Genomic DNA, 20,327 nt, shown 5'->3' with positions numbered 1-20,327 from the left:
CTTAAAGAAATTCCGCCATAAACGCGCGAGGCAACGCACTATCCATTTATTGCGTTGCTTCTTTGCTTAGATTCGATTAAAGCTTGCCATCGTACCATAATTAAATCAAATCTTATGGTACAAGAACAAAACTCATTCAAAGTGGCTGAAGTTGAAGTAAGCTACAAATCAGACTACAACATTACGGAACGACCAAAAATCAACAGTTCGCAAGATGTTTACCGCATTTTAATGCAACATTGGCAACTAGGAAAAATTGAACTATTAGAGGAATTTAAGGTGATTCTGCTAAATACCAGTAACCGAGTACTGGGAATCGTGGATATATCCACAGGTGGAGTACAGGGAACGTTAGCCGATCCGAAGATTATATTTTCAGTCGCTTTAAAGACGAATAGCAGTAAAATAATATTGGCACATAATCATCCGAGCAGTAACACAAACCCTAGTGAGGCTGACAAGAAACTAACCCAAAAGTTATTTAACGGAGGAAAGCTGCTGGATATCGAAGTGTGCGACCATTTGATCGTTACCAATTACAACTATTACAGTTTTGCTGATGATGGTAAGATTTGATTAACTTAGCGACAAATAACAATTTATTAACTGCGCTATGCTTGTCAATAAGATAGCTTTAAGTTCTTTAAACGAAGAAAATACTGAATTAAATAATGCTCAAATTGGCGACAAAACAGCCGACAAAATGAGTGAAAATTGGCGATTTTAGGGCAAAATCAGTGAAAATCACAAGAAGAAATCAGCTTGAACCAAATTCAAAAATGGTTCAAAAACAGCGCACGCCATCCCAAAAGGTGCGGCCATCTTCATTAAATTTCTCCCAGCTATATTTAAAAGGTTCTGATTTCACTAACCAATGATTCATTATTTTCTGTTTTTAAAGCGCTTAAACGGTACCGATAAGCAGTTTGTGTATTGTTATCTTTTAAACTTCAAAACTAAGAAAAGGGAATGGAATAGGAAGAATGAGTAAAATATAAAAGATTTAGATGATGATTTAATTAAGCGGCTAAGCCAGAAACCTGAAGGCAAGCATTAATTTAGTTCTCCAACGCCTCATTTCGGCCTGTAAACCGATGGGATGCTTTTTCTAGCCTACCGGATCGTCATCCCGATGGTTTTACTTTCATTTTTTGTTATTTAAGTAGACTCACTTAATTTTTTAATCAATAGTGCCCATAGATATTGTACCATCTTGTCAGATTCGGCAGTTACAACCATGATCCCGCCTTTATGATGTACAAGCAGCCTTTTATATTTTCAACAGTAGTATGCGTTTTTATTTCTTCTCTAACATGAAGTCCGCCATTGCAACGCCTAATTTAATCGGCTTGTGAGGATATTGCTATCTCACCCTACGGTTCTGCAAAAAACCTCTTAATATCTTACTCAACAATCATCTGGATGCCTGCCATTTCTGCCTTATAGTTGATTTTGTCCTTAAGGCTATAATAGCTCCAGTTCTGCAAAAGGTAATGATCTTCTTTTGCTATTTCCTCTTTTTCCTGCTGGTTAATCAGTAATAATGTTGCCGCCCGGTGTTTCACACAGAAATCGATCAGCATCCGGCTGTAGACATGTAGTTTATATTCCACATACCGTTTTTCCATATTGCGGTAATCTTCAACGCTTTTCATTTTCCGCTTCCTGCCATGGCCGCCACGGTTAAAAGTTACGGCTTTTTTGACCCTGTTTACCGCCGACTGTATTGCTAGCCTCCTATATAGGAATTCTTCCCTGTTTCCAATTGCATGCTCGTGCCTACCGATCTTAACCGTTACCGGGTGCTCTATTGAAAGTGAGGCTTCGGCAATGATCGTGGGATCAAGTACATGTTGTTCTTTTTCGATCGCTATAGCAGCTAGCAAAAATACCTTACCCTTATCGAGCTGAATGTGGCTGGCGCGGAGTTTCAATGTACCGCCCAAGACCCTTTCCAGCATGATCTTTTTGTCCGACCTGTCTTTTCCAAGATAAGTTCTAAAGGGAATCTGAAAAAGCCTGAAGGTAAAATTCCTGTGGTCAGAAGTTTTGGCCAGTTTGGAAATTACCTCTGCCCCAAAAGGCAGTGGGATATTGCGTTTGTAGTTCCTCAATGACTTTTCTCCTTTCCAATAAGCATCCTTCTCTTTGTTGAAAGAGGATATTAAAGTATTGTTAAGGTTGCTTAAGATATTGGTAGGAATCTGCCCCTTGAAATGATTGGAAAGCAGTTTGTAGGTAGTATTCTGGCGTGAGGAATTCAGGATCCCGTTCGCTTCCTTTTTCTCATCGGCTATTTTCAGCTTGATCTCCTCGGTCAGGTAAAAGAAATCCTTTACCTGTTCCTGCACAAAATGGTGGCTCATGATCATATTGGCAGCACGGAAACAAATGCGTTGCCAGTCGTATAGCTGATCCTTCGCAGCTCTGATCACTTCTTTATCGTCCGAGTCAATCAGTAGCTGGATTTTACGGGTAACAATCATCGTTTCTTTTTCCATGGCATTAATTTTTTATCCTTTTTACTTTGGTATAGGCTAGCACAAAAGCTCTTTTGATATGCTCCTGGCTTAAATTCAATGCTCTGGCGATCTCTTCAAAACTGTACTGGAGTTCATACCGCATGTGCAGAATACTAGATTGTTCCTCGCACAGATCGCCCTCAAATTTGAATTTTCTGGCTTTTCCGGTAGACTCAAGTTTTTGTGAGCTGGTCAGAATTGATTTTAATGTTTCCAGTGTTTTTTCCACGCTTCGGGCTACCTGATAATCCGAAATGCCACCAATATGCCAAGCGATGCGTTCGTAGTTGAAATCATATTTCAGGCAGAGCTGAATAAACAGTTGTTGGTTTTCGTTGAGATTAGGCATGACCGCCTCGACTTGCCGCCATTTTAGCTTTAAGATTTCATCCAGTTCTTCCTGATAGACAACGTCTTCAGGATCCAGTTCTACCTCTGGATCGTAGCCTCCGATGAATTCCTGGTAGTTATCGATCTCGTCGAGTTTGAGCATATTCCGTTGAAAATTGTGGCGGGAGGTCTTATAGTAAGCTTTGCAGGCCTTTAGGGTGGTGCTATGGAGAAAGGTTTTAAGGTGGTTCGGACAGGTTATACTATTTCTGATGAGCCAAAGACGAAGAAAAGCTTCGCTAACGATACAGTCCGCGTTGACGTCATCTTTGATGTACCTTCTCCTTTGATAAAATAACGAAGGATAGAGCTGATTATAAAAATATTCAAGGCCCTTTTCATCACCACTGCTGAATTTGTTGAAATAAAAGCTCTTCTCGTTTATGTTGTATATGGTTTCTGCTCTCATAAATCACTGTTTATGTTCTGATTCAAATTAATATTAATAATGGGGGCGAAATAAAGCAAAAACCAGCCCTTCCGCGTTAATATATGCGGATATGGTAAACCATATTTGTTATTAGGAAAAAGATACCTACCTTGGGATTGCGAAAAACCATTGTGCTGCACCTTTGCCTAATTAGCAATAAAGGGCTGGTAACAAGCTAAATTAACCCGCTGGGCTTTGTGCGCTCTCTCACACTAGCCTATGCTCTTTTGGGCTATATTTTAACTTGGAATTCTGGCACGTATTACGATGGAGAACAGATAACGTTCTTTAATAATAGTTGTAGGGAATAATTACAAATCACTTCCTTGAGGTGAATCATTTTGATGGCGCTTAATTTTTTCGTTTTCATAAACGGTTAATTTTTATGTAAAACGATGTAAACTCTACAAAGCAGGAGGCAAACCAGATTGGTATCAACCAATAGGGCGAAACTCAATGCTTTTAAATGAGGTACCGCTAAGAACCGCTCAAGCCAAGGCTTGAGTTCCACAAAAGACTTACATGAGTGTCGCCCTATTGAATATAAGATATCACAAAGATAACAAAACCCAATAGATATGGCGAACTCACGATCGGCTCATGTGGAAAATTTAGCGGTTTTCATTCATGAGTGACATCGTAACAGTCAGGTTTCCCCAACCCTATTTGTCGCTATAATAACTATTAACAAATATACAAAAGTTCGCACATAAAGCAAACTTCTATCCATTTTTTTATGAGCAGAAAAACAGTAAAGGAAAGTACAAACATTAATCAGATAAAGTTGATAACAAAAAAAGTTGGGGCTTCCTCACGATTAGTATCACTTTGGGTGGATGTAGACTACACTACTGTTAGTGGTTGGAATTCCAACACTTCACAACCTAGCTACGAAAATCTCAATGAAATAGGAGAATTACTTGAAGAAGATAATGGAAATTTGTTAGCAGCACAGGGAAGAATAACTACTGGATTGGCAAAAGCTTTAGAGACGGAATTGAAACGGCTACATAAAGAAGTAGGTATGCCTTATGAAATTGAGAAATTTGACAAGAAAAAGGGTGTGAATGTTAAGGTAAATAATCCAGAATTAATGAATCGATTAAAGGAGTTTGCTTCTAAGTATCACAATAATGCTAAACGATAAGCTCATTGTGCCGTCCTAGATTTATTTGTCATTAGGTCTGATACGGTTTCTCTTTATTATCCATAATCCTAACGTAAACATTGCTATTACAACTGTTTTTATGGAAGCTATAAACAATTATACTGAAATCCTTATAGCCCACTTTGTGGTGGAATATAGAATACCTATTTAAGCTGATTTTTCATTGTCTTGTCATCACTATTTCAAACTAACAAATGACTAAGCTAATTATCAATACAGAAAGCAAAAAAAACTAAAAGCCAATAAGTTAAAGAGAAAAGGATACAATTCCGTAACAACATTTTTATTTTTATTAAGTTCTTTGGCCCTTTACAACCTTTATTGTGGGTTAGTCCATAAAGCAACCCGATTTCTGCTTACTTCAACTCCAGCTCAATAACATCAGGCAATACGGTTCTTAATGCTGCCGGTACCTGTACCGTAAGCTGTCCATTTGCTACGCTGTATTTAAGGGGTACTTTATTGCCTGCCAGGCTTACGTTTTTAATACTTCCCTTTGTGCTAAAAGTCACCTGTTCATCGACTGGTTTTTCACCCTTTTTATGAGCCAGTAAAAACAGGTAGCGGCGCTTGGCTGCTGCTGTGGCCGGTACCGATGCCGATTCGCTGGCATCGAGTGCCTGTGCACCTTTTATGGCACTGCCATTTACTTTCATCCAACCGGCAATTTCGGCCAGACTGGTGTACATTTCAGGAGTAAGTACCCCTTCTTTAGTTGGCCCGTAATTTAACAGCATATTGGCATTATTGGCCCTGCACTTAATCAGATTGTTGAGCACCAGCGCAACGGGTTTTAAAGGCTTTCCTGTATAGCCCCAGCCTCCATCGGTAATGGTGGTACAAAGTTCGGCCCAGCCATCTTGCTTGGTTTTGGGCAATGCTTTATCCTGCTCAAAGGTTTTGTAATCGCCATAACCGAAAAACCTTGGACTTACCACAATGCCAGGTTGCAATCTATGGATTTCGGCCATGGTTATGCATTTATCCCAGGCTTTATTTCCACGCGGAATATCGGCTGCTCCATCGAACCAGATCATATCAATCTGCCCGTAATTGCTTAACAGTTCCGTAACCTGCCCTTTTACGTAAGCCGCCATTTCATTGTAATGGGCCTGCTTTTCAGCTTCGGTTTTTACGGTAGTCCGAGGCCTTAAATTTTCATCCAGCACCGGGATATTTGGGTAATCCCTACCTAGCCCATAGTACATAAAATTTTGGAAATCTCCATTTTGGTGCCAGTCTGGTCCTGAGTAATAAATCCCAACCTTTAACCCATATTTTCTGCAGGCGGCCACATAATCTTTTACTAGATCGCGGCCACCCATGTAGTTTTTGGTATTGAAATTACCATAAGCGCTTGGCCACAGGGCAAAACCATCATGATGTCTTGCTGTAAGCACCGCATAAGTCATACCGGCTGCTTTGGCTGCTTTAATCCATTTTTCGGGGTCGTAGTTTTGAGGATTAAAGTCTTTGGCCAGTGCCCAATACTCAAGCGGAGTAATACAGCTGTTTGTTTTTTCGCAGCCATTTCCGGCAAAATAATTGCCCGAATCCATAATCTTTTTAACCGATGCCGAATCCATTTTGGGCGAGCGCCAGCCAATCTGGGTGCCGGCCATCATGGGCCACGAGAGGTCTATTTGTTTAATCGATGAAATGCTCCAATGGATAAACATACCTAAACCAGCCTCCGGAAACCACTGTGCTCCGGGGTGGGTGGTATGCTTGTAGCCCGATTTTGCATCTTCAACAATGCCAATCTGGGCGTGCTCCATTTTTACTTTATCAGCTTCTTTATTTTGTGCAAGCACGGGGGTAACAGTGCCAAGCAATGGCAAACATACCAGGCATTTATAAATTAAGTTTCTTTTCATTTGTTTGGTCATAACAGGTTAAAAGGTTATTGGCCGGGCGTAAAAACATCTTTTGTTTTTTCGAGCCACTGCAGCAAAACTGGCTGCAGCTTTTTCACGATGGGCAGCCCCGGCTGATAAATGTTTTTAAGTTCGAAAGGATCTGCTTTTAAATCGTACAATTCATAAGCGCCTTTGCCCTTTTTCTTCACAAAAGCCAGCTTATAGTCTTTGGTACGAATGCCCCTGAAACCGGTGTTGATGTTTACATTGTTGCTGCCAATGGCTCCTAAAATGTACTGTTCGGCTGGTTTTTCACCTTTACCATTCAGGTAATACTGGGCGTAACTCTTACCATCTACGTCTTTTGGTGTTTTATTTTTTAATCCCATCAAATCTAAAAGGGTTGGATAAATATCAGGCACACTGCCTAAAAAGGTATCATCTTTACGGGGCTGGATATGACCTTTCCAGTTAACAATGAAAGGAATCCGCAGCGACTCTTCAAAGATGTTGTTTTTGGATTCTTCGTCATGTTTACCTAAACAGTTACCATGATCGGCCATAATGACCACAATGGTATTCTCCTCCAAGTGCTGATCTTTTAAGCCTTGTAAAATACGGCCAATCTGCTCATCTACGCCAGTAATATTGGCATAATAATAACGCACATCTTTACGGTACTGATCGCCAAATGCCGTACCTGCTGCCGGGATATTGGGATCTTTTACCAAATCGGTCAAAGAAACATCTTTGTACAGGCTATAGTATTTTTCGGGTACGGTGCGGTAATTAGAGTGCGGCGGGTTCATGGAAACCACCAATGAGAAAGGCGCACCATTTTTACGGATTTTTCCGCTTTCATTTTTAAAGTAAGCCAATGCTTTATCGGCTTCGTGCTCTGGCCCCCATTGGTTTACGTACTTAAAATCGTCACGTTTATCATTAGTATCCCAGTACATGGGTTTGTTGTGTTCATCGTAAGTACCATAGGCATACCAATAATCGAAACCATGCCTGCGCTCTGGGTCAGTCCACTCGTTCCAGGCTACTTTTCCGGTGTTGTTTGAAGTAGAAATGTAAGGTTGATAAGGCGAATCGAGATGCCATTTACCTATGTAACCGTTCGAATAGCCGTTCTGTTTCAATACATCCGACCAGCATACGGCATCTTTTTGAAGTTCGATGCCGAAAGGCGCTGAACTGGAGTTTACATTGCTGTAAACATGGTTTTTGAGTGGGTATTGTCCGGTCATGAGCATAGCCCTGGCTGGCGAACAAACGGGGTAATTACTCACCATCTGGCTCAGCACTAAACTCTCTTTGGCATACCGATCTAAATAGGGCGTCAATACCGGCTCACGGCCTTCGAAACCCAGTGCCTGCCCTCTCCACTGATCGGCCATGATAATTAACAAATTTGGGCTAGTTTTAGCTTTAGTACCCTTTTGTGCCACGGCCGGAAACGCAACTAACAGGGAAAGAAAAAACAGGATATATGGAGGATATTTTTTATTGCTCATTCGTCTTGGGTTTTTATCAGTTTTCATTATGGGCAGCTGTGCCGGGTATGTGCTTATTCCTTTCTGTTGCTCCTCTTATTTTTCGGCCAGATTATCCTGTGCTTTAATTTTCTTTTTCTCTTCGGCTATCCACTGGGGTAATTTACCTAATCTTAATTCCAATTGGGCTTCAAACAACGATTCGGGTTGTACCGCTTTACCCAGGCTTTCCAATACCTGTACCTGATCTTTATTGAAGGTGGTTTCGGCACCATGATACCCCACAATAATGGGCGGCACTATTTTCCACCAGATTGATTTGGCTGGCCAGAATTCGAAATTCTTTCTGGCAGTGCCTAACTGCTTATAGTTCCACAACACCAGATTACGACCATGGTTGGGCATATTAAATATCGCTCCTCCCGCCCTTCCGTCAGACAGGCCGCCGGTTACCAGATCGAGCAAGGTGCAGCGTGGCTGCGAGGAATGCGATTCGAAACAGGTATTTTCGGGGTATCTCGAACGCCAGATTACGGTAGCGGTAGTACTTCCGCCACCTACGCCTACAGCATGGTGCATACCGGTTAAATCGGTAATATTGGCCAGCAAAATACCGGTCGAACCACCAGCGGCATCTACAGAATTATGTCCCATGTTGCCCTCAAAAACCAAATCAATAGCTGTACAGGCTGCCGATGCCCCGATGGTTAAACCGTTGTTTACATTGCGGAAGGTGCAGTTTCTTACCCAGGAGTTTACCGATTTGTTTAAACTCAGGATACTCCATCCGCTATCATCCTGCGCTGAGCGGTGGTGCACAAATTTCTTTAGCCAGTTGCCTTCGAAAGCAATATTTTCGACCCCTACCTCGCTTAAATGGGCAAAGCCCAAAACGGTCCAGTGGTGCTTGGCCTGCACATCGTAATGGATGGGTTCTACCAGCATAAGCTTGTTGCCGTCTACTTTAGCCACTTGATGGCGTTCATTAACCTGGACCCCTTTTTTAATCAGCGAAGCCCAGCTGGTATCGGGTTTTATGCCCTTTAAATCGTAACTAATTAGTTCGGGGCTGTTATTGGTTACCTCGAGGATAATCCAGTCGCCGGCCTTAATTTTAGAGGCATTACTTACTTCAATGATGTGGCTTTCGCGCGGGGCGTTAGCTGTTACATCAGCCAGTTTTTTATTCGCACCCTTTGCACCAATGTTTATGGCCATCGGTACCGACCACATTTGCTTTGGATTGGCGGGAGGCAAATCTTTATCAAAAAACAAAACAGTCCCACCTTCTCCGTTACCCGCTCCCCTTAGTACAATTTTCGACCCTGAGATGCGGATCACCTTTTGGTCGTCGTTAGCGGTATTAAACAGGTACCGGCCTTTGGGGAAATAAATAATCCCTTCGCCATTGGCCTCTGCTGCTGCAATGGCACTTATAAATGCTTTTTTATCCGATACATTATCGTTTGGAACGGCTCCAAAGCTGGTTACATCGAAAACCTTATAATTTACCGTGGGTATGGCTTCTTCGCTGTAGCGGTAACCGGCATAAGAGAAATCGGGCAAAACAGGCGTAGCACCTGTACTTTTTGCGGTTTTAAAATCCTCCCATATCGCACTTTCCTGTGCCTGGAGCGATAAACTGCTAATGGTAATTAAACCTAAAATGATTCTTTTTAAAGCCATACATTGATTGTTATACTACGCTAAAAATCTGCCGGGTTTAAACCGGCAGATTTTATTGACTTGCAGCTTGTTACCAGCCCGGGTTATTTTCTGTAATTAATTTGTTCGACGACATTTCTAAAGAAGGAATGGGGAACAATAAATTTCTTGCCGTAACATTTTTGCCGCCTAAACCACCATATTGCTGGTTACCCGAAGTTAGTGCGCCAGTGGTAGGTGCAGCACCCATTTCGGCGCCAACCGAATTCATGGTGCTTACAAATTTATTCCAGCGGATTAAATCCATACGGCGTAAACCTTCAAAACACAACTCGCGCATGCGCTCGTCTTCTATAGCTTGCTGAAAGGTAGCTTTGTTAAGTCCGGTCAAATCTGCCACAACACTTGCTGCCGCAACCGGCAACCCGTAACCTCTTCGGCGTACCTGGTTAATGGCATTGTAAGCGTCGGCTGTTGGACCATTTACCTGATTTTCAGCTTCAGCAAACATCAACAGGATATCGGCATACCGCAGCACCGGGAAGTTAATTCCGGTCTGGTTTTTATCTTTAGGCGTAAGCAGTTCGTACTCTCTTCTCCATTTGGCCATATCCCTGCCGTATTGTACGGTTTTGGCAATAGCCGTTTTTGTAGCGGTATTGGTAGTATTGTTAACGGTCCAGGTATAAGTAGTGAGTACCCAATCGCGGCGTAAATCTTTTCCGGTTGCATCGTATTTATTGTATAAACGTGCGGTTCCTTTTATAAAACCATAGCAATAACCCGGGTAGGAATACAAGGGCGAATTGGCTGCCGATGGTGTCATGGTAATTCCCACCTGACTCCCCAAAGGCCCCAGATCTAAGTAACCATCGGCACGGTTACCTTTAAATTCAATTTCCCACATGCTCTCTTTGGTGTTGTAAATCTCTTGTGCAGCATTGATAAATATCTGGCGATAGGCATTATTGGAATTGGCTGGTACCGATGGCAAAGTTTCATTGAAACCATTAAAGGTAGCATCGGTACTAAAGGTTGTATTTAAGGCATGTTCGCCCGAGCTGATTACCTTTTTAGTCCAGGCCAGTGCCTCGGCATATTTACCGGTATCGTTTAGCGGGTAACCTGCCATTTGCAAACAAACCCTGGCCAGAATACCCTGTACTACCGTTTTTGAAACGCGGCTGGGATAACCAATTGCGGTAGAAGTGGCCACTTTTGTTTCGGCTGTGGTCATGTCTTTCAATATCTGGGCATAAACATCAGCCGTTTTGGTGCGGGCCAACTGCACATCGTTAGGACTTGTGGTTGGCGCTAACCTTAAAGGTACATCGCCAAAACGGGTAACCAGCATAAAGTAGTAATAGCCTCTTAAAAACAAAGCCTCGCCCAATATAATCTGCCGCTTGCCTTCATCCATTTGCGGTACATCGATGTGTGCAATTAAATCGTTTGCGCGGTTAATTCCGGTATAAAGATCGGTCCACAAACTGGTTACATTGGTATTAGAAGGATCGAAATTAAATACCTGTATACCGGTTACCTGACCCGAGCGGGCATAGTAACCCTCGTCGGTACAAGCCTCGAAACCGTTTGGTAAATTGCCGTACACATTACCTGAACCCAGTGGATCGTACACCCCTGCCAAAGCCTGGGTTAAACCGGTTTCATCGGTATAATATTGTTCAAGTGCAATTTTATCGGTTGGCTGGGTATCTAAGAATTTCTTACAAGAGCTGCTGGCAATGGCCACCAAAACTAATAATACATATATCTTTTTCATCTTGAAATAATTTATTTGATTAAAATGTAAGGTTTGTACCAAAAACTACAGTACGGGCACGCGGATAGGCAGAGAAATCAAAGCCTGGCGTTAAAACAGAACGGTAGGTATTTACCTCAGGGTCTGCTCCCGAATATTTGGTCCAGGTGGCTAAATTTTGTGCCGACACAAAGAACCTTAATGTTTTAAGGTATACCTTTTTAAGTAGTTTCGGATCGAGGTTATAGCCCAGCGATACTGTTTTTAGCCTCAGGTAAGAACCATCTTCTACGTAGTTTGATGAATATCCGCCACCAAAAAAGCCCCTGGTGCGGAACATTTCAGATTCAGCGTTCTGTGGCGTCCAGCGGTTTTCATAGCTTGCATATTGATTAAAATTACCCAAGCCATTTGAATTGCCTTCGAACAGCATTTTATTGGCATTTAAAAGATCGTTACCGTACGACCACTGGAAGAAAATGTTTAAATCGAAACCTTTATAGGTAAAGTTATTAGAAAAACCTCCGGTGTGTGCCGGTAAGCCATTTCCGGTTTTAACGTAATCCTGGGCATTTACCACGCCATCGCCATTTTGGTCTTTGTATTTAATATCGCCCGGCTGGATGGTTGCCCTTGTATTGCCATTGGTTGCTACCTCTGGTTTTAAGGTATAAACGGTAACACCGCTGCCATTAACGGAGGTATTAAAATCGGCATATTTATAAGTACCCAACCATTCGTAGCCATACATAGAACCTAAAGGCTGGCCCACTTCTGCAACATAAGCACTTACGTTACGCCATGCGGCATCCCAGTTAATGGTACTCTCGAGGGTGTTCTGACCTTCGGCCAGCGAAATTAGTTTATTGCGGTTAAAGGCAATGTTGGCATTGGTACTCCAGGTAAAATCTTTAGTAACGATGTTTTGGGTAGTTAAGGTTAGCTCCAGTCCCCTGTTTTCTACGCTACCGATGTTTTTTAATGCGGTACCAAAACCTGCCGATGGCGGCAATTGGGTATTTAACAATAAATCTTTGGTTACTTTTCTATATACATCGGCACTGAAGGTAATTCTTTGTTTAAAAAAGCCTAAATCAATACCGGCATCTACCTGTTCGGTGGTTTCCCATTTCAAATCGGAATTACCCAGTTTGGTAGGGATTACCCCCGGTACATATTCGTTGTTAAAAGTGTAGGTATTTACAATCGGATTGAAATAATTGGTCAGGTAATCGAAATCGCCTACGCGGTTGTTACCGGTTTGTCCGTAACTCACACGCAACTTACCTTCTGATAATATTTTAGATTTTTTGAGGAAATTTTCCTGATCAAACCTCCAGGCAATAGCTGCTGAAGGAAAATACCCCCAGTGGTTCTGGCTTGGAAATTTAGAAGATCCATCTGCCCGGTAAGAGGCTGTAAACAAGTATTTCGAATCGTAATTGTAATTAATGCGACCTAAAAAAGAAGCCATGGTCCAGTCGGATGCAGAAGGATCGACCCTTTGTTGTACGCCCTGGTCAAAACCATCAAACATCAGGTCTTCGTTAGGCAATTGGGTTACGGAGCGGCCATTGCTCCAGGTGTGCCTTTTTTGAAGTGTAAATCCTCCCAACAGGTTTAATTTCGACTTTTTACTTATTTTTTTATCCCAGGTAAGCGTGTTTTCGTTTAACCAGTTACTGTAATTGTTATTGCTGATTCTTCCGTTTACGCCGTTTACTCCTCCCGGGCGACCTGCAGAGGTTTTGGTGTTGTTAAATACATCATTTTCGGATTTATTTTCGATGATACCGAAAGATGATCTCAGTTTTAAATCTTTAAGAATTGCATATTCGGCATAACCATTGGCGGTAATGTTGTGTGTAGTGGTTACATTGTACGAATTCTGCAAGCTGATAACCGGATTGATACGGTAATCGTTCGCGGCGTTCATATCCGGATCCTGGAAAGAATCTTCGAGATCAAACACTTCGGAAGGAACTGGTCTCATGCCTAGAATAGAAGTCATTACGTTGGTAGTAGCACCATTTTCGCCCCTGGTGGGGTCGATCCCTTTTTGTTTAAGGAAGCTGTAATTGGCGTTGATACCTACTTTTAACTTATCGGTAATGGCATAATCGATCACCGCACGACCAGTGTATCTCTGATAATTTGAATTTAATAAAATACCGTTTTGGTTAACTGTTGAAGTAGAAACTGCATATTTCAGTTTTTTGGTTCCACCCCTTACCGCAAAATCGTTATTGTTGTATACGGCTGTGCGCGAAACCAAATCCTGCCAGTCAATCGCATTAACACCATTGTAATAATCAACGGTTTTTCCATCGGTAAGATAAATTTGCGTAGGTGTAGCTGGTGTTCCGGTTAAAGCAGGCGTAAGTTCTAGCTGGTATTTTACATACTCGTAAGGACTCATCATTTCCATTTTTTTGGCCATGCGCTGCACCCCTAATGTACTCGAGAAACTAAATACCGGTTTGCCCTGTTTACCTTTTTTGGTTGTAATTACCACTACCCCATTGGCGCCACGGGCACCGTAAATAGCGGTTGCCGATGCATCCTTTAAAATGTCTATCGATTCGATATCGGCCGGATTAACCACATTGTTATTGGGATCTTCGATCAGGAAACCATCTACCACATACAAAGGACTGTTGGCCTGCGTAACCGAGTTATTACCACGGATCACAATATCAACACCTGAACCCGGGCGGCCATCGGCCGAGGTTACCTGCACCCCAGCTACACGACCTGCTAAAGCCTCATCGAAAGAACGTACCGGTGCTTTGTTTAACTCGGCCATTTTAACCGAGCTTACCGAACCTGTAAGGTCTTTTTTGGCTACCGTACCATAGCCTACTACCACCACCTGATCCAGGTCGTTGTTTTGCTCGGCTAAGGTTACATCTATTGTTTTTTGTTGGTTTACAGTTACCTCTTTGGCGTGGTAACCTACGTATCTGAATACCAAAACCGTTGGCTGATCGGTAGGTATACTGATGCTGTACTCACCCTGTGCCCTGGTGGTAACGCCACCTTTGGTTGTGCCCTTAATACTTATACTAACACCGGCTATGGTTTCGCCGGTTTTTTGATCGGTAACAGTTCCGGTTATTATCTTACTCTGCTGGGCAGAACTCGAAAAGACGGTCAGTAGGAAGACTGAAAATAGCAGAATTCTTCTCATAACACTAATTCAATAAAAGTTTATAGTTGGTTGTTTGGTATCAAATTTACCCCCCAGTTGTAAATTTAGGGGGTATTTTTTTCCTTTTAGGGGTGAAATTTATCCTTTTTCACCACACTGGGTTAAATTTTCTTAAAACAGTTTTAATCCTGCGTTTAGCTTCCTGTACCTGAGTAATGCCTCCATAAAATAGTAATCGGCATATACCAAAGGTACATCGATCTGGCTGTTGTGCGGAATCGATCCTACATTGTGTTTCAGAATAAAATCGGCATTGGTACCTGTTGCCGCAAAGTATGCTGGTGTGGCCAGCGAGTGAAGCATTTTTACGGCTGCATCTTTATACTTTTTGGCAGTTTTACCTGTAGTATAAGTACTCAGTTCTAACAAGGCCGATGCGGTAACCGCTGCTGCCGAAGCATCGCGGTATTTTACGTTAATGTTATTGGCATTGGAGTTTACACCCGGTGTATAACCTGCCTGGTTGGCATTAAAATCCCAGTAAGGAACGAAATCGGCAGGCAGATTTTTACTGTCGATAAAATAGTTGACTAAACCCTGTGCCATTTTTAAAAAGCGAACATCTTTGGTTTCGCGGTAGGTCATGGTATAACCGTATATAGACCAGGCTTGTCCGCGCGCCCAGGTAGAATTATCGGCGTAGCCTTGTGCGGTTTCGCGTGCCAGTACCTTACCGGTTTTATCGTCGTAACAAACCACATGGTACGAACTGTTATCGGGTCTGAACTGGTTTTTCATCGTAGTAAGTGCGTGCGTAATGGCAATATGCCTGAAACTGGTATCGCCCGAAACTTTTGAGGCAAAAAACAGCAACTCGAGGTTAATCATATTATCGATAATTACAGGGAAATTATAGCTCTCTTTGCCATGCCACGATTTAAACACATTCCACGATTTAATACAACCGGTAACCGGGTTAAAGCGGGTACTTAATGCTTTGGCCGAATTCATTAAAACCTGCTTATAACTCTCGTTTTGGGTAAGCCTGTACGCATTGCCATAGCTGCAGTACATCATAAAACCAAGGTCGTGGTGTTCGGTAAAGGTTTGCAGCGGTGCTAACTTTTCTGTCCACTGGATGGCCTGTGCTTTTAGTGCGGCATCTTTATTGGTCTCATAAGCATACCATAGATTGCCCGGAAAAAAGCCGGTAGTCCACTCGTATAAGCCACCACTGCGCAGTTTCCCTTCTTTATCGGTTGTTTGCGGAAAAGCTGTAGCCGTAAGGCTTTTGCTGGCCAACATTTCTTTTACCCGTTTTTGGCAAAGGGCCAGGTTATGTGTAATAAACTTTTCTTCGGTTTGGGCTTTGGTTGTACTCGTTATAGTGGTTAACGAAGCAAAAGTAAAAGCGGCGATCAGTAAATTTCTCTTTATCATTTTTAATTTGGTTAGTGCATGCCTGTTTCCAGGTGTATCCGGTTCTTTTCGTTTTGTAAAAGGTGGTGTAAATGCTGTAAGCCTCTATGTGGCACTGTTTACCCGGCCTTTTGTCTTATTCGAAATTGCTGTAGTTCTGCCAGTTGAAGGGTAATTTTTTTCCTTAAAAAGGGTAAATATTTCCTTTTCATTCCTAAATTTGATTATTGCTAATGCAAATCGCTTCATCCCGGTTAGATATTAGGAACGATTGCCAGTAATAATAGCGCTACCCAATAGCATTTAGACCAAATAACAAGCAGAACTTAACGACAAAAATTTGAAGGCTCTTCGATTTTCATTGGTATTGATATGGCTTTACTGCATTTTTTTTAATGCCACTAAAAGCCACGCCCAAAGTAGCCAGCTAATTTTCAACCACTTAAACATCAGCAACGGCTTGTCTAACAATTCGGTGTTATCTATCAATCAGGATACTACGGGCTATATCTGGCTGGGCACAAAATACGGTTTAAACCGCTTTGACGGCCGCACATTCAGGATTTTTAAAAACGACCCGCAAAATACCGGTTCAATCTCTTCAAACGATTTCATTAAATGCCTGGAAATAAGGAACGACCAGCGCATGTGGGTAATAAACAGTGGTTTAGACCTATACAACCCCGTTAACGAATCTTTCGAGCATATTATGCCAATTGGCTCGGGGATAACCAAAATTGTAGAGGATAAACAAAAGCAACTTTGGATAGCCTCCTTAACCGGATTAAAATTTATTGCAGCAAACAGTAAAAAAATTATTCCCATCCAGCTGGGTAAAGGCAGTAACGAGGTTAGCGAAATTTTTGAAGATAAGGATCAGCATATCTGGGTAGGTACTTCGGTTGGCTTATACGAACTTTTTTTCAGCAACAAAAAGCTAAAGGTGCTGTTGCATCAGGAAGCTGCGTTTGATGTATTTTATGGCAACCAGATTAAAGCCATTGCACAGGATAAAAACGGCAATTTGTGGTTTGGCACTAAAACCAATGGCATACAAATCCTGGATATGGCCACCAAAAAGATTAGCCACTTTGCCAAAAACGGTGCTGATAAAAGAACCCTGGTTAACAATAACATCCGGAAAATCATTGCGGTTAAAAATGGCAAGATGTGGATTGGCACACAGGATGGCCTCTCTATCGGCGATCCGGATTCGTTTACTTTTCAGCATTACCAGCACGATGTTACCGATGCAAACAGTTTAAGCCAAAACTCCATTCATGATATTTTTCAGGATAAAGACGGCTCGGTTTGGATAGGTACTTTTTTTGGTGGTGTAAACGTGGTATATGCGGTTAATACCCCTTTTAAAAGCTATCAGAATAACCTTTCGCCCAATAGCATCAGCAGCAGTATAGTAAGTGCTATAGTAGAAGATAAACAGCATAACCTGTGGATAGGTACCGAAGCTGGTGGTTTAAACTATTTCAACAGGCAAAGCAATCAATTTATCAGCTATAAGAATTCGCCAGCCAATCCAAACAGCCTTAGCTCCAATCTGGTTAAAGCGATAGCGATTGATCAGTATCAGCATGTACTAATCGGCACATCAGTTGGAGGCTTAAGTTATTTTGATCCCCAAACCGGAAAATTTACCGTGTACAAGCGCAAGGGGATTGGAAATAACAGCAACAATATCGCATCCGATAATGTGAACTGCCTGCTGGTGAGCCGCGGGCAGCAGGTACTGGTTGGTACCGACGAAGGCCTAAACCTTTTTGATCCTTTAACCAAACGTTTTCAGCTGTTAAATTTAGCGGGTAGCAACAGCGGATTTAATAAAAAAATTACTGCACTCTTTCAGGATCGTCAGAACAAGATCTGGATTGGTACTCCAGCCGGCTTATACAGCCTCTCACCTAACCTGACCATACAGCCTGAAGATTACAAAGGTGAACCAGACCATGCATTTAAATTGAATATTAACTGCATTCAGCAGGATAGTGAAGGAAATATCTGGCTTGGTACTTACCACAAGGGTTTAGCCCTGCTCAATCAGCGCAATAAAACCTTCGAGCTGTTTAACTATAAAAACAACCTGCCCAGCGATAACATTTTAAGCCTGGTTGAAGACAATCAAAACAATTTATGGATTGGTACCGATAATGGTTTGGTAAAATACGATCGTAAAGCCCGCTTTTTCAGGAGTTTTAACATGCTGGATGGCTTGCCCGACAACCAGTTTAACACCAGCTCTTTTTACAAAGCGGCCAACGGAGCATTGTTTTTCGGCACCTTTAACGGCCTGGTTACCTTCGATCCGCAGAAAATAGAAAAAAACAATACTGCCCCTCAAGTGGTGCTTTCGAACTTAAAGCTTTTTAATAACCCGGTTAAAATTAACGATGAAACCGGACTGCTTACCGAAGATATTAACCTGAGCAAAAACATCACCTTTAGCCACCTGCAGAACAATTTTACCTTAGAGTTTTCGGCACTAAACTTTATAAAACCGAGTAAAAACAAATATGCCTATAAGCTGGAAGGTTTTGAAAGCAACTGGAACAATGTCGAAGTACCTACTGCCACCTATACCAATTTATCGGCAGGAACCTATACTTTTCTGGTTAAGGCAACCAATAACGATGGTATCTGGAGTAAGGAAATCAAATCGGTTACCATTACCGTTTTACCGCCAATATGGAAAACCATCTGGGCTTATTTACTTTATGCCATAGCCATTTACTTTATTGTGGCCTACATTATTAAATTTTTCAGGGCGAAAGCCAAACTGAAACAAGAGCTCTATCTGGAGCATATTGAAGCCGAACACCAGAAGAAAAACTACCAGATGAAACTGGATTTCTTCACCAATATATCGCATGAAATACGAACGCCACTTACGCTAATTTTAGGCCCGCTCGAGAAACTGGAAGAGCTTACGAGCGATAACACCATTGTACACCAATACGCTTTAACCATTAAAAACAATACCGAGCGCTTATACCGCCTGGTAAACGAGCTGCTTGATTTCAGAAAGGCCGATTCGGAAAGCCTGCGTTTATACTTTACCGAAACTGATATAGTGGCTTTTTTACGCGGGGTATATGAAAATTTCAGGCACCTGGCCGAAGCCAAAAACATAAGCTATACTTTTAAAACTACAAATGAAGCCATACCCGTTTATTTTGACAAAAACCAAATGGAAAAGGTGTTCTTCAATTTGCTGTCCAATGCATTCAAATTTACCCCGGCCGATGGCGAAATAAGCCTTGTGATTGAGCTAAACAGCCCTGAACAAGTATGTGTTACCGTTAACGATAACGGAAAAGGCATTGCGCTTTATAACATCGACGATATATTCAAGAACTTTTATCAGGAAGACCAAAGCATGGGTACGGGTATTGGTTTGGCCCTGTCTAAAAAGCTGGTAGAACTGCATAAAGGAGAAGTTAAGGTAAACAGCAGCTTAGCTACTGAGCACGAACGGGGTTTCACAGCCTTTAAAGTATTATTGCAACTGGGCAACAGCCATTTAACAACGGCTTATACCGATAAGCTGATGACATCGGAAAGCTATGCGCTGGAGTATGAGCCTGATTATGCTCCCGAAATCCCGTTTACCGAAACAGTTGCAAGCCCTGATAAAAACAAGCCTTCGGTGCTTATTGTAGAAGATAATGCCGAACTGCGGGATTTTATTAAGCAATCGCTGGAGAACGATTACCAGGTACAGCTAAGTGAAAACGGCTTGCAGGGCTGGGAAACGGCCAGTACCAGCCTGCCTGATTTGATTATCAGCGATATCATGATGCCGGTTATGGACGGGTTAACCTTTTGCAAAAAAATTAAAACAGATGTCCGTACCTCACACATTCCGGTAATCCTGCTCACCGCTAAATCGGCACAGGTACATGAGATACAAGGCTTGCAGCATGGTGCTGATGTTTATATAACCAAACCATTCAGCAATAAAATCCTTCAACTCAATATCCACAACATGCTGGCTTTAAAAACGGCCATGCAAAAGAAATACAGCGAACAGTTGCAGCTGCCTCCTATGATGCACCAGCCTAATGCCTCTGCTGATGAAAAACTATTATCGAAACTACAGCTCATTATTGACGAGAATTTAGCCAATGCAGATTTTGATATTGTTGCCCTTACTTTAGAAATAGGCATGAGTAAATCGGTGCTCTACAAAAAATTCAGTGCGCTCACCAACCTTTCACTAAATGAGTTTATTAAAACACAGCGTTTAAAACATGCTGTTACATTATTGCAGCAGGGCGAAACCTCTATTCTTTCGGTAGCGGTACAGGTAGGGTTTAATGATGTAAAATACTTCAGCCGCGAGTTTAAGAGGGTTTATGGCATAACGCCAAGCCATTACATTAAAAATTAAGGAATAAAAAAGCAGATTAAGCGCTAAATTCAGGCTCAATCTGCTTATTCATAATTA

The 20,327-nt window shown here is 42.0% G+C and carries 11 protein-coding genes and 1 pseudogene; 3 read left to right on the top strand and 9 right to left on the bottom strand.

What is annotated here, in order from left to right; translation table 11 throughout:
• Positions 1-114 precede the first annotated feature (114 nt).
• The gene (locus HWV58_RS09625) at positions 115-576 is read left to right on the top strand and encodes a JAB domain-containing protein (RefSeq protein WP_175633908.1); all 462 of its coding nucleotides are present in this window, start codon (positions 115-117) and stop codon (positions 574-576) included.
• A 217-nt stretch (positions 577-793) separates the two neighbouring features.
• Here the strand turns inward: HWV58_RS09625 and HWV58_RS09620 are convergent.
• The 3 genes and pseudogenes from HWV58_RS09620 to HWV58_RS09610 all read right to left on the bottom strand — a co-directional run.
• Positions 794-883, bottom strand: a pseudogene (locus HWV58_RS09620) (EVE domain-containing protein); the annotation flags it as partial.
• 520 nt (positions 884-1,403) lie between these two features.
• Positions 1,404-2,501, bottom strand: a complete 1,098-nt coding sequence (locus HWV58_RS09615; RefSeq protein WP_175633907.1) for a hypothetical protein — start codon at positions 2,499-2,501, stop codon at positions 1,404-1,406.
• Positions 2,502-2,505: 4 nt separating this feature from the next.
• Positions 2,506-3,321, bottom strand: a complete 816-nt coding sequence (locus tag HWV58_RS09610; protein ID WP_175633906.1) for a sigma-70 family RNA polymerase sigma factor — start codon at positions 3,319-3,321, stop codon at positions 2,506-2,508.
• A 757-nt stretch (positions 3,322-4,078) separates the two neighbouring features.
• Here HWV58_RS09610 and HWV58_RS09605 point away from each other — a divergent pair.
• Positions 4,079-4,489, top strand: coding sequence for a hypothetical protein (locus HWV58_RS09605; protein WP_175633905.1), 411 nt, complete (start codon positions 4,079-4,081; stop codon positions 4,487-4,489).
• Positions 4,490-4,866: 377 nt separating this feature from the next.
• Here HWV58_RS09605 and HWV58_RS09600 read toward each other — a convergent pair whose 3' ends face one another.
• The 6 genes from HWV58_RS09600 to HWV58_RS09575 form a co-directional block, all read right to left on the bottom strand.
• Positions 4,867-6,387 (bottom strand): alpha-L-fucosidase, encoded by a 1,521-nt coding sequence (locus HWV58_RS09600; RefSeq protein ID WP_175633904.1) that lies wholly within the window; start codon positions 6,385-6,387, stop codon positions 4,867-4,869.
• A 26-nt stretch (positions 6,388-6,413) separates the two neighbouring features.
• On the bottom strand, positions 6,414-7,889 hold the full coding sequence (locus HWV58_RS09595) for a sulfatase family protein (RefSeq protein ID WP_175633903.1): 1,476 nt from the start codon (positions 7,887-7,889) through the stop codon (positions 6,414-6,416).
• A gap of 75 nt (positions 7,890-7,964) precedes the next feature.
• Positions 7,965-9,554: a DUF4955 domain-containing protein gene (locus tag HWV58_RS09590; RefSeq protein WP_175633902.1), complete on the bottom strand. Its 1,590-nt coding sequence runs from the start codon at positions 9,552-9,554 to the stop codon at positions 7,965-7,967.
• A gap of 70 nt (positions 9,555-9,624) precedes the next feature.
• A complete protein-coding gene (locus tag HWV58_RS09585; RefSeq protein ID WP_175633901.1) occupies positions 9,625-11,316 on the bottom strand; it encodes a RagB/SusD family nutrient uptake outer membrane protein in 1,692 nt (563 codons plus the stop codon).
• A gap of 19 nt (positions 11,317-11,335) precedes the next feature.
• Positions 11,336-14,485, bottom strand: coding sequence for a SusC/RagA family TonB-linked outer membrane protein (locus HWV58_RS09580; RefSeq protein WP_175633900.1), 3,150 nt, complete (start codon positions 14,483-14,485; stop codon positions 11,336-11,338).
• Positions 14,486-14,617: 132 nt separating this feature from the next.
• Positions 14,618-15,886, bottom strand: a complete 1,269-nt coding sequence (locus HWV58_RS09575) for a glycoside hydrolase family 88 protein (protein WP_175633899.1) — start codon at positions 15,884-15,886, stop codon at positions 14,618-14,620.
• A gap of 439 nt (positions 15,887-16,325) precedes the next feature.
• Between HWV58_RS09575 and HWV58_RS09565 the strand changes: the two genes are divergently transcribed.
• Positions 16,326-20,270 carry a hybrid sensor histidine kinase/response regulator transcription factor gene (locus HWV58_RS09565; protein WP_175633898.1) on the top strand — a complete coding sequence of 1,315 codons (3,945 nt, stop codon included), beginning with the start codon at positions 16,326-16,328 and terminating at the stop codon, positions 20,268-20,270.
• Positions 20,271-20,327: the final 57 nt, after the last annotated feature.

The sequence above is a fragment of the Pedobacter ghigonis genome (assembly GCF_903166585.1).
GTDB lineage: Bacteria > Bacteroidota > Bacteroidia > Sphingobacteriales > Sphingobacteriaceae > Pedobacter > Pedobacter ghigonis.
This window is presented reverse-complemented; position numbering and strand designations above follow the sequence as displayed.

Coding starts and splice junctions, on each gene's coding strand:
- HWV58_RS09575 (WP_175633899.1), bottom strand. CDS start 15,886: ATGATAAAGAGAAATTTACTGATCGCCGCTTTTACTTTTGCTTCGTTA.
- HWV58_RS09615 (WP_175633907.1), bottom strand. CDS start 2,501: ATGGAAAAAGAAACGATGATTGTTACCCGTAAAATCCAGCTACTGATT.
- HWV58_RS09585 (WP_175633901.1), bottom strand. CDS start 11,316: ATGAAAAAGATATATGTATTATTAGTTTTGGTGGCCATTGCCAGCAGC.
- HWV58_RS09610 (WP_175633906.1), bottom strand. CDS start 3,321: ATGAGAGCAGAAACCATATACAACATAAACGAGAAGAGCTTTTATTTC.
- HWV58_RS09600 (WP_175633904.1), bottom strand. CDS start 6,387: ATGAAAAGAAACTTAATTTATAAATGCCTGGTATGTTTGCCATTGCTT.
- HWV58_RS09595 (WP_175633903.1), bottom strand. CDS start 7,889: ATGAGCAATAAAAAATATCCTCCATATATCCTGTTTTTTCTTTCCCTG.
- HWV58_RS09605 (WP_175633905.1), top strand. CDS start 4,079: ATGAGCAGAAAAACAGTAAAGGAAAGTACAAACATTAATCAGATAAAG.
- HWV58_RS09590 (WP_175633902.1), bottom strand. CDS start 9,554: ATGGCTTTAAAAAGAATCATTTTAGGTTTAATTACCATTAGCAGTTTA.
- HWV58_RS09580 (WP_175633900.1), bottom strand. CDS start 14,485: ATGAGAAGAATTCTGCTATTTTCAGTCTTCCTACTGACCGTCTTTTCG.
- HWV58_RS09625 (WP_175633908.1), top strand. CDS start 115: ATGGTACAAGAACAAAACTCATTCAAAGTGGCTGAAGTTGAAGTAAGC.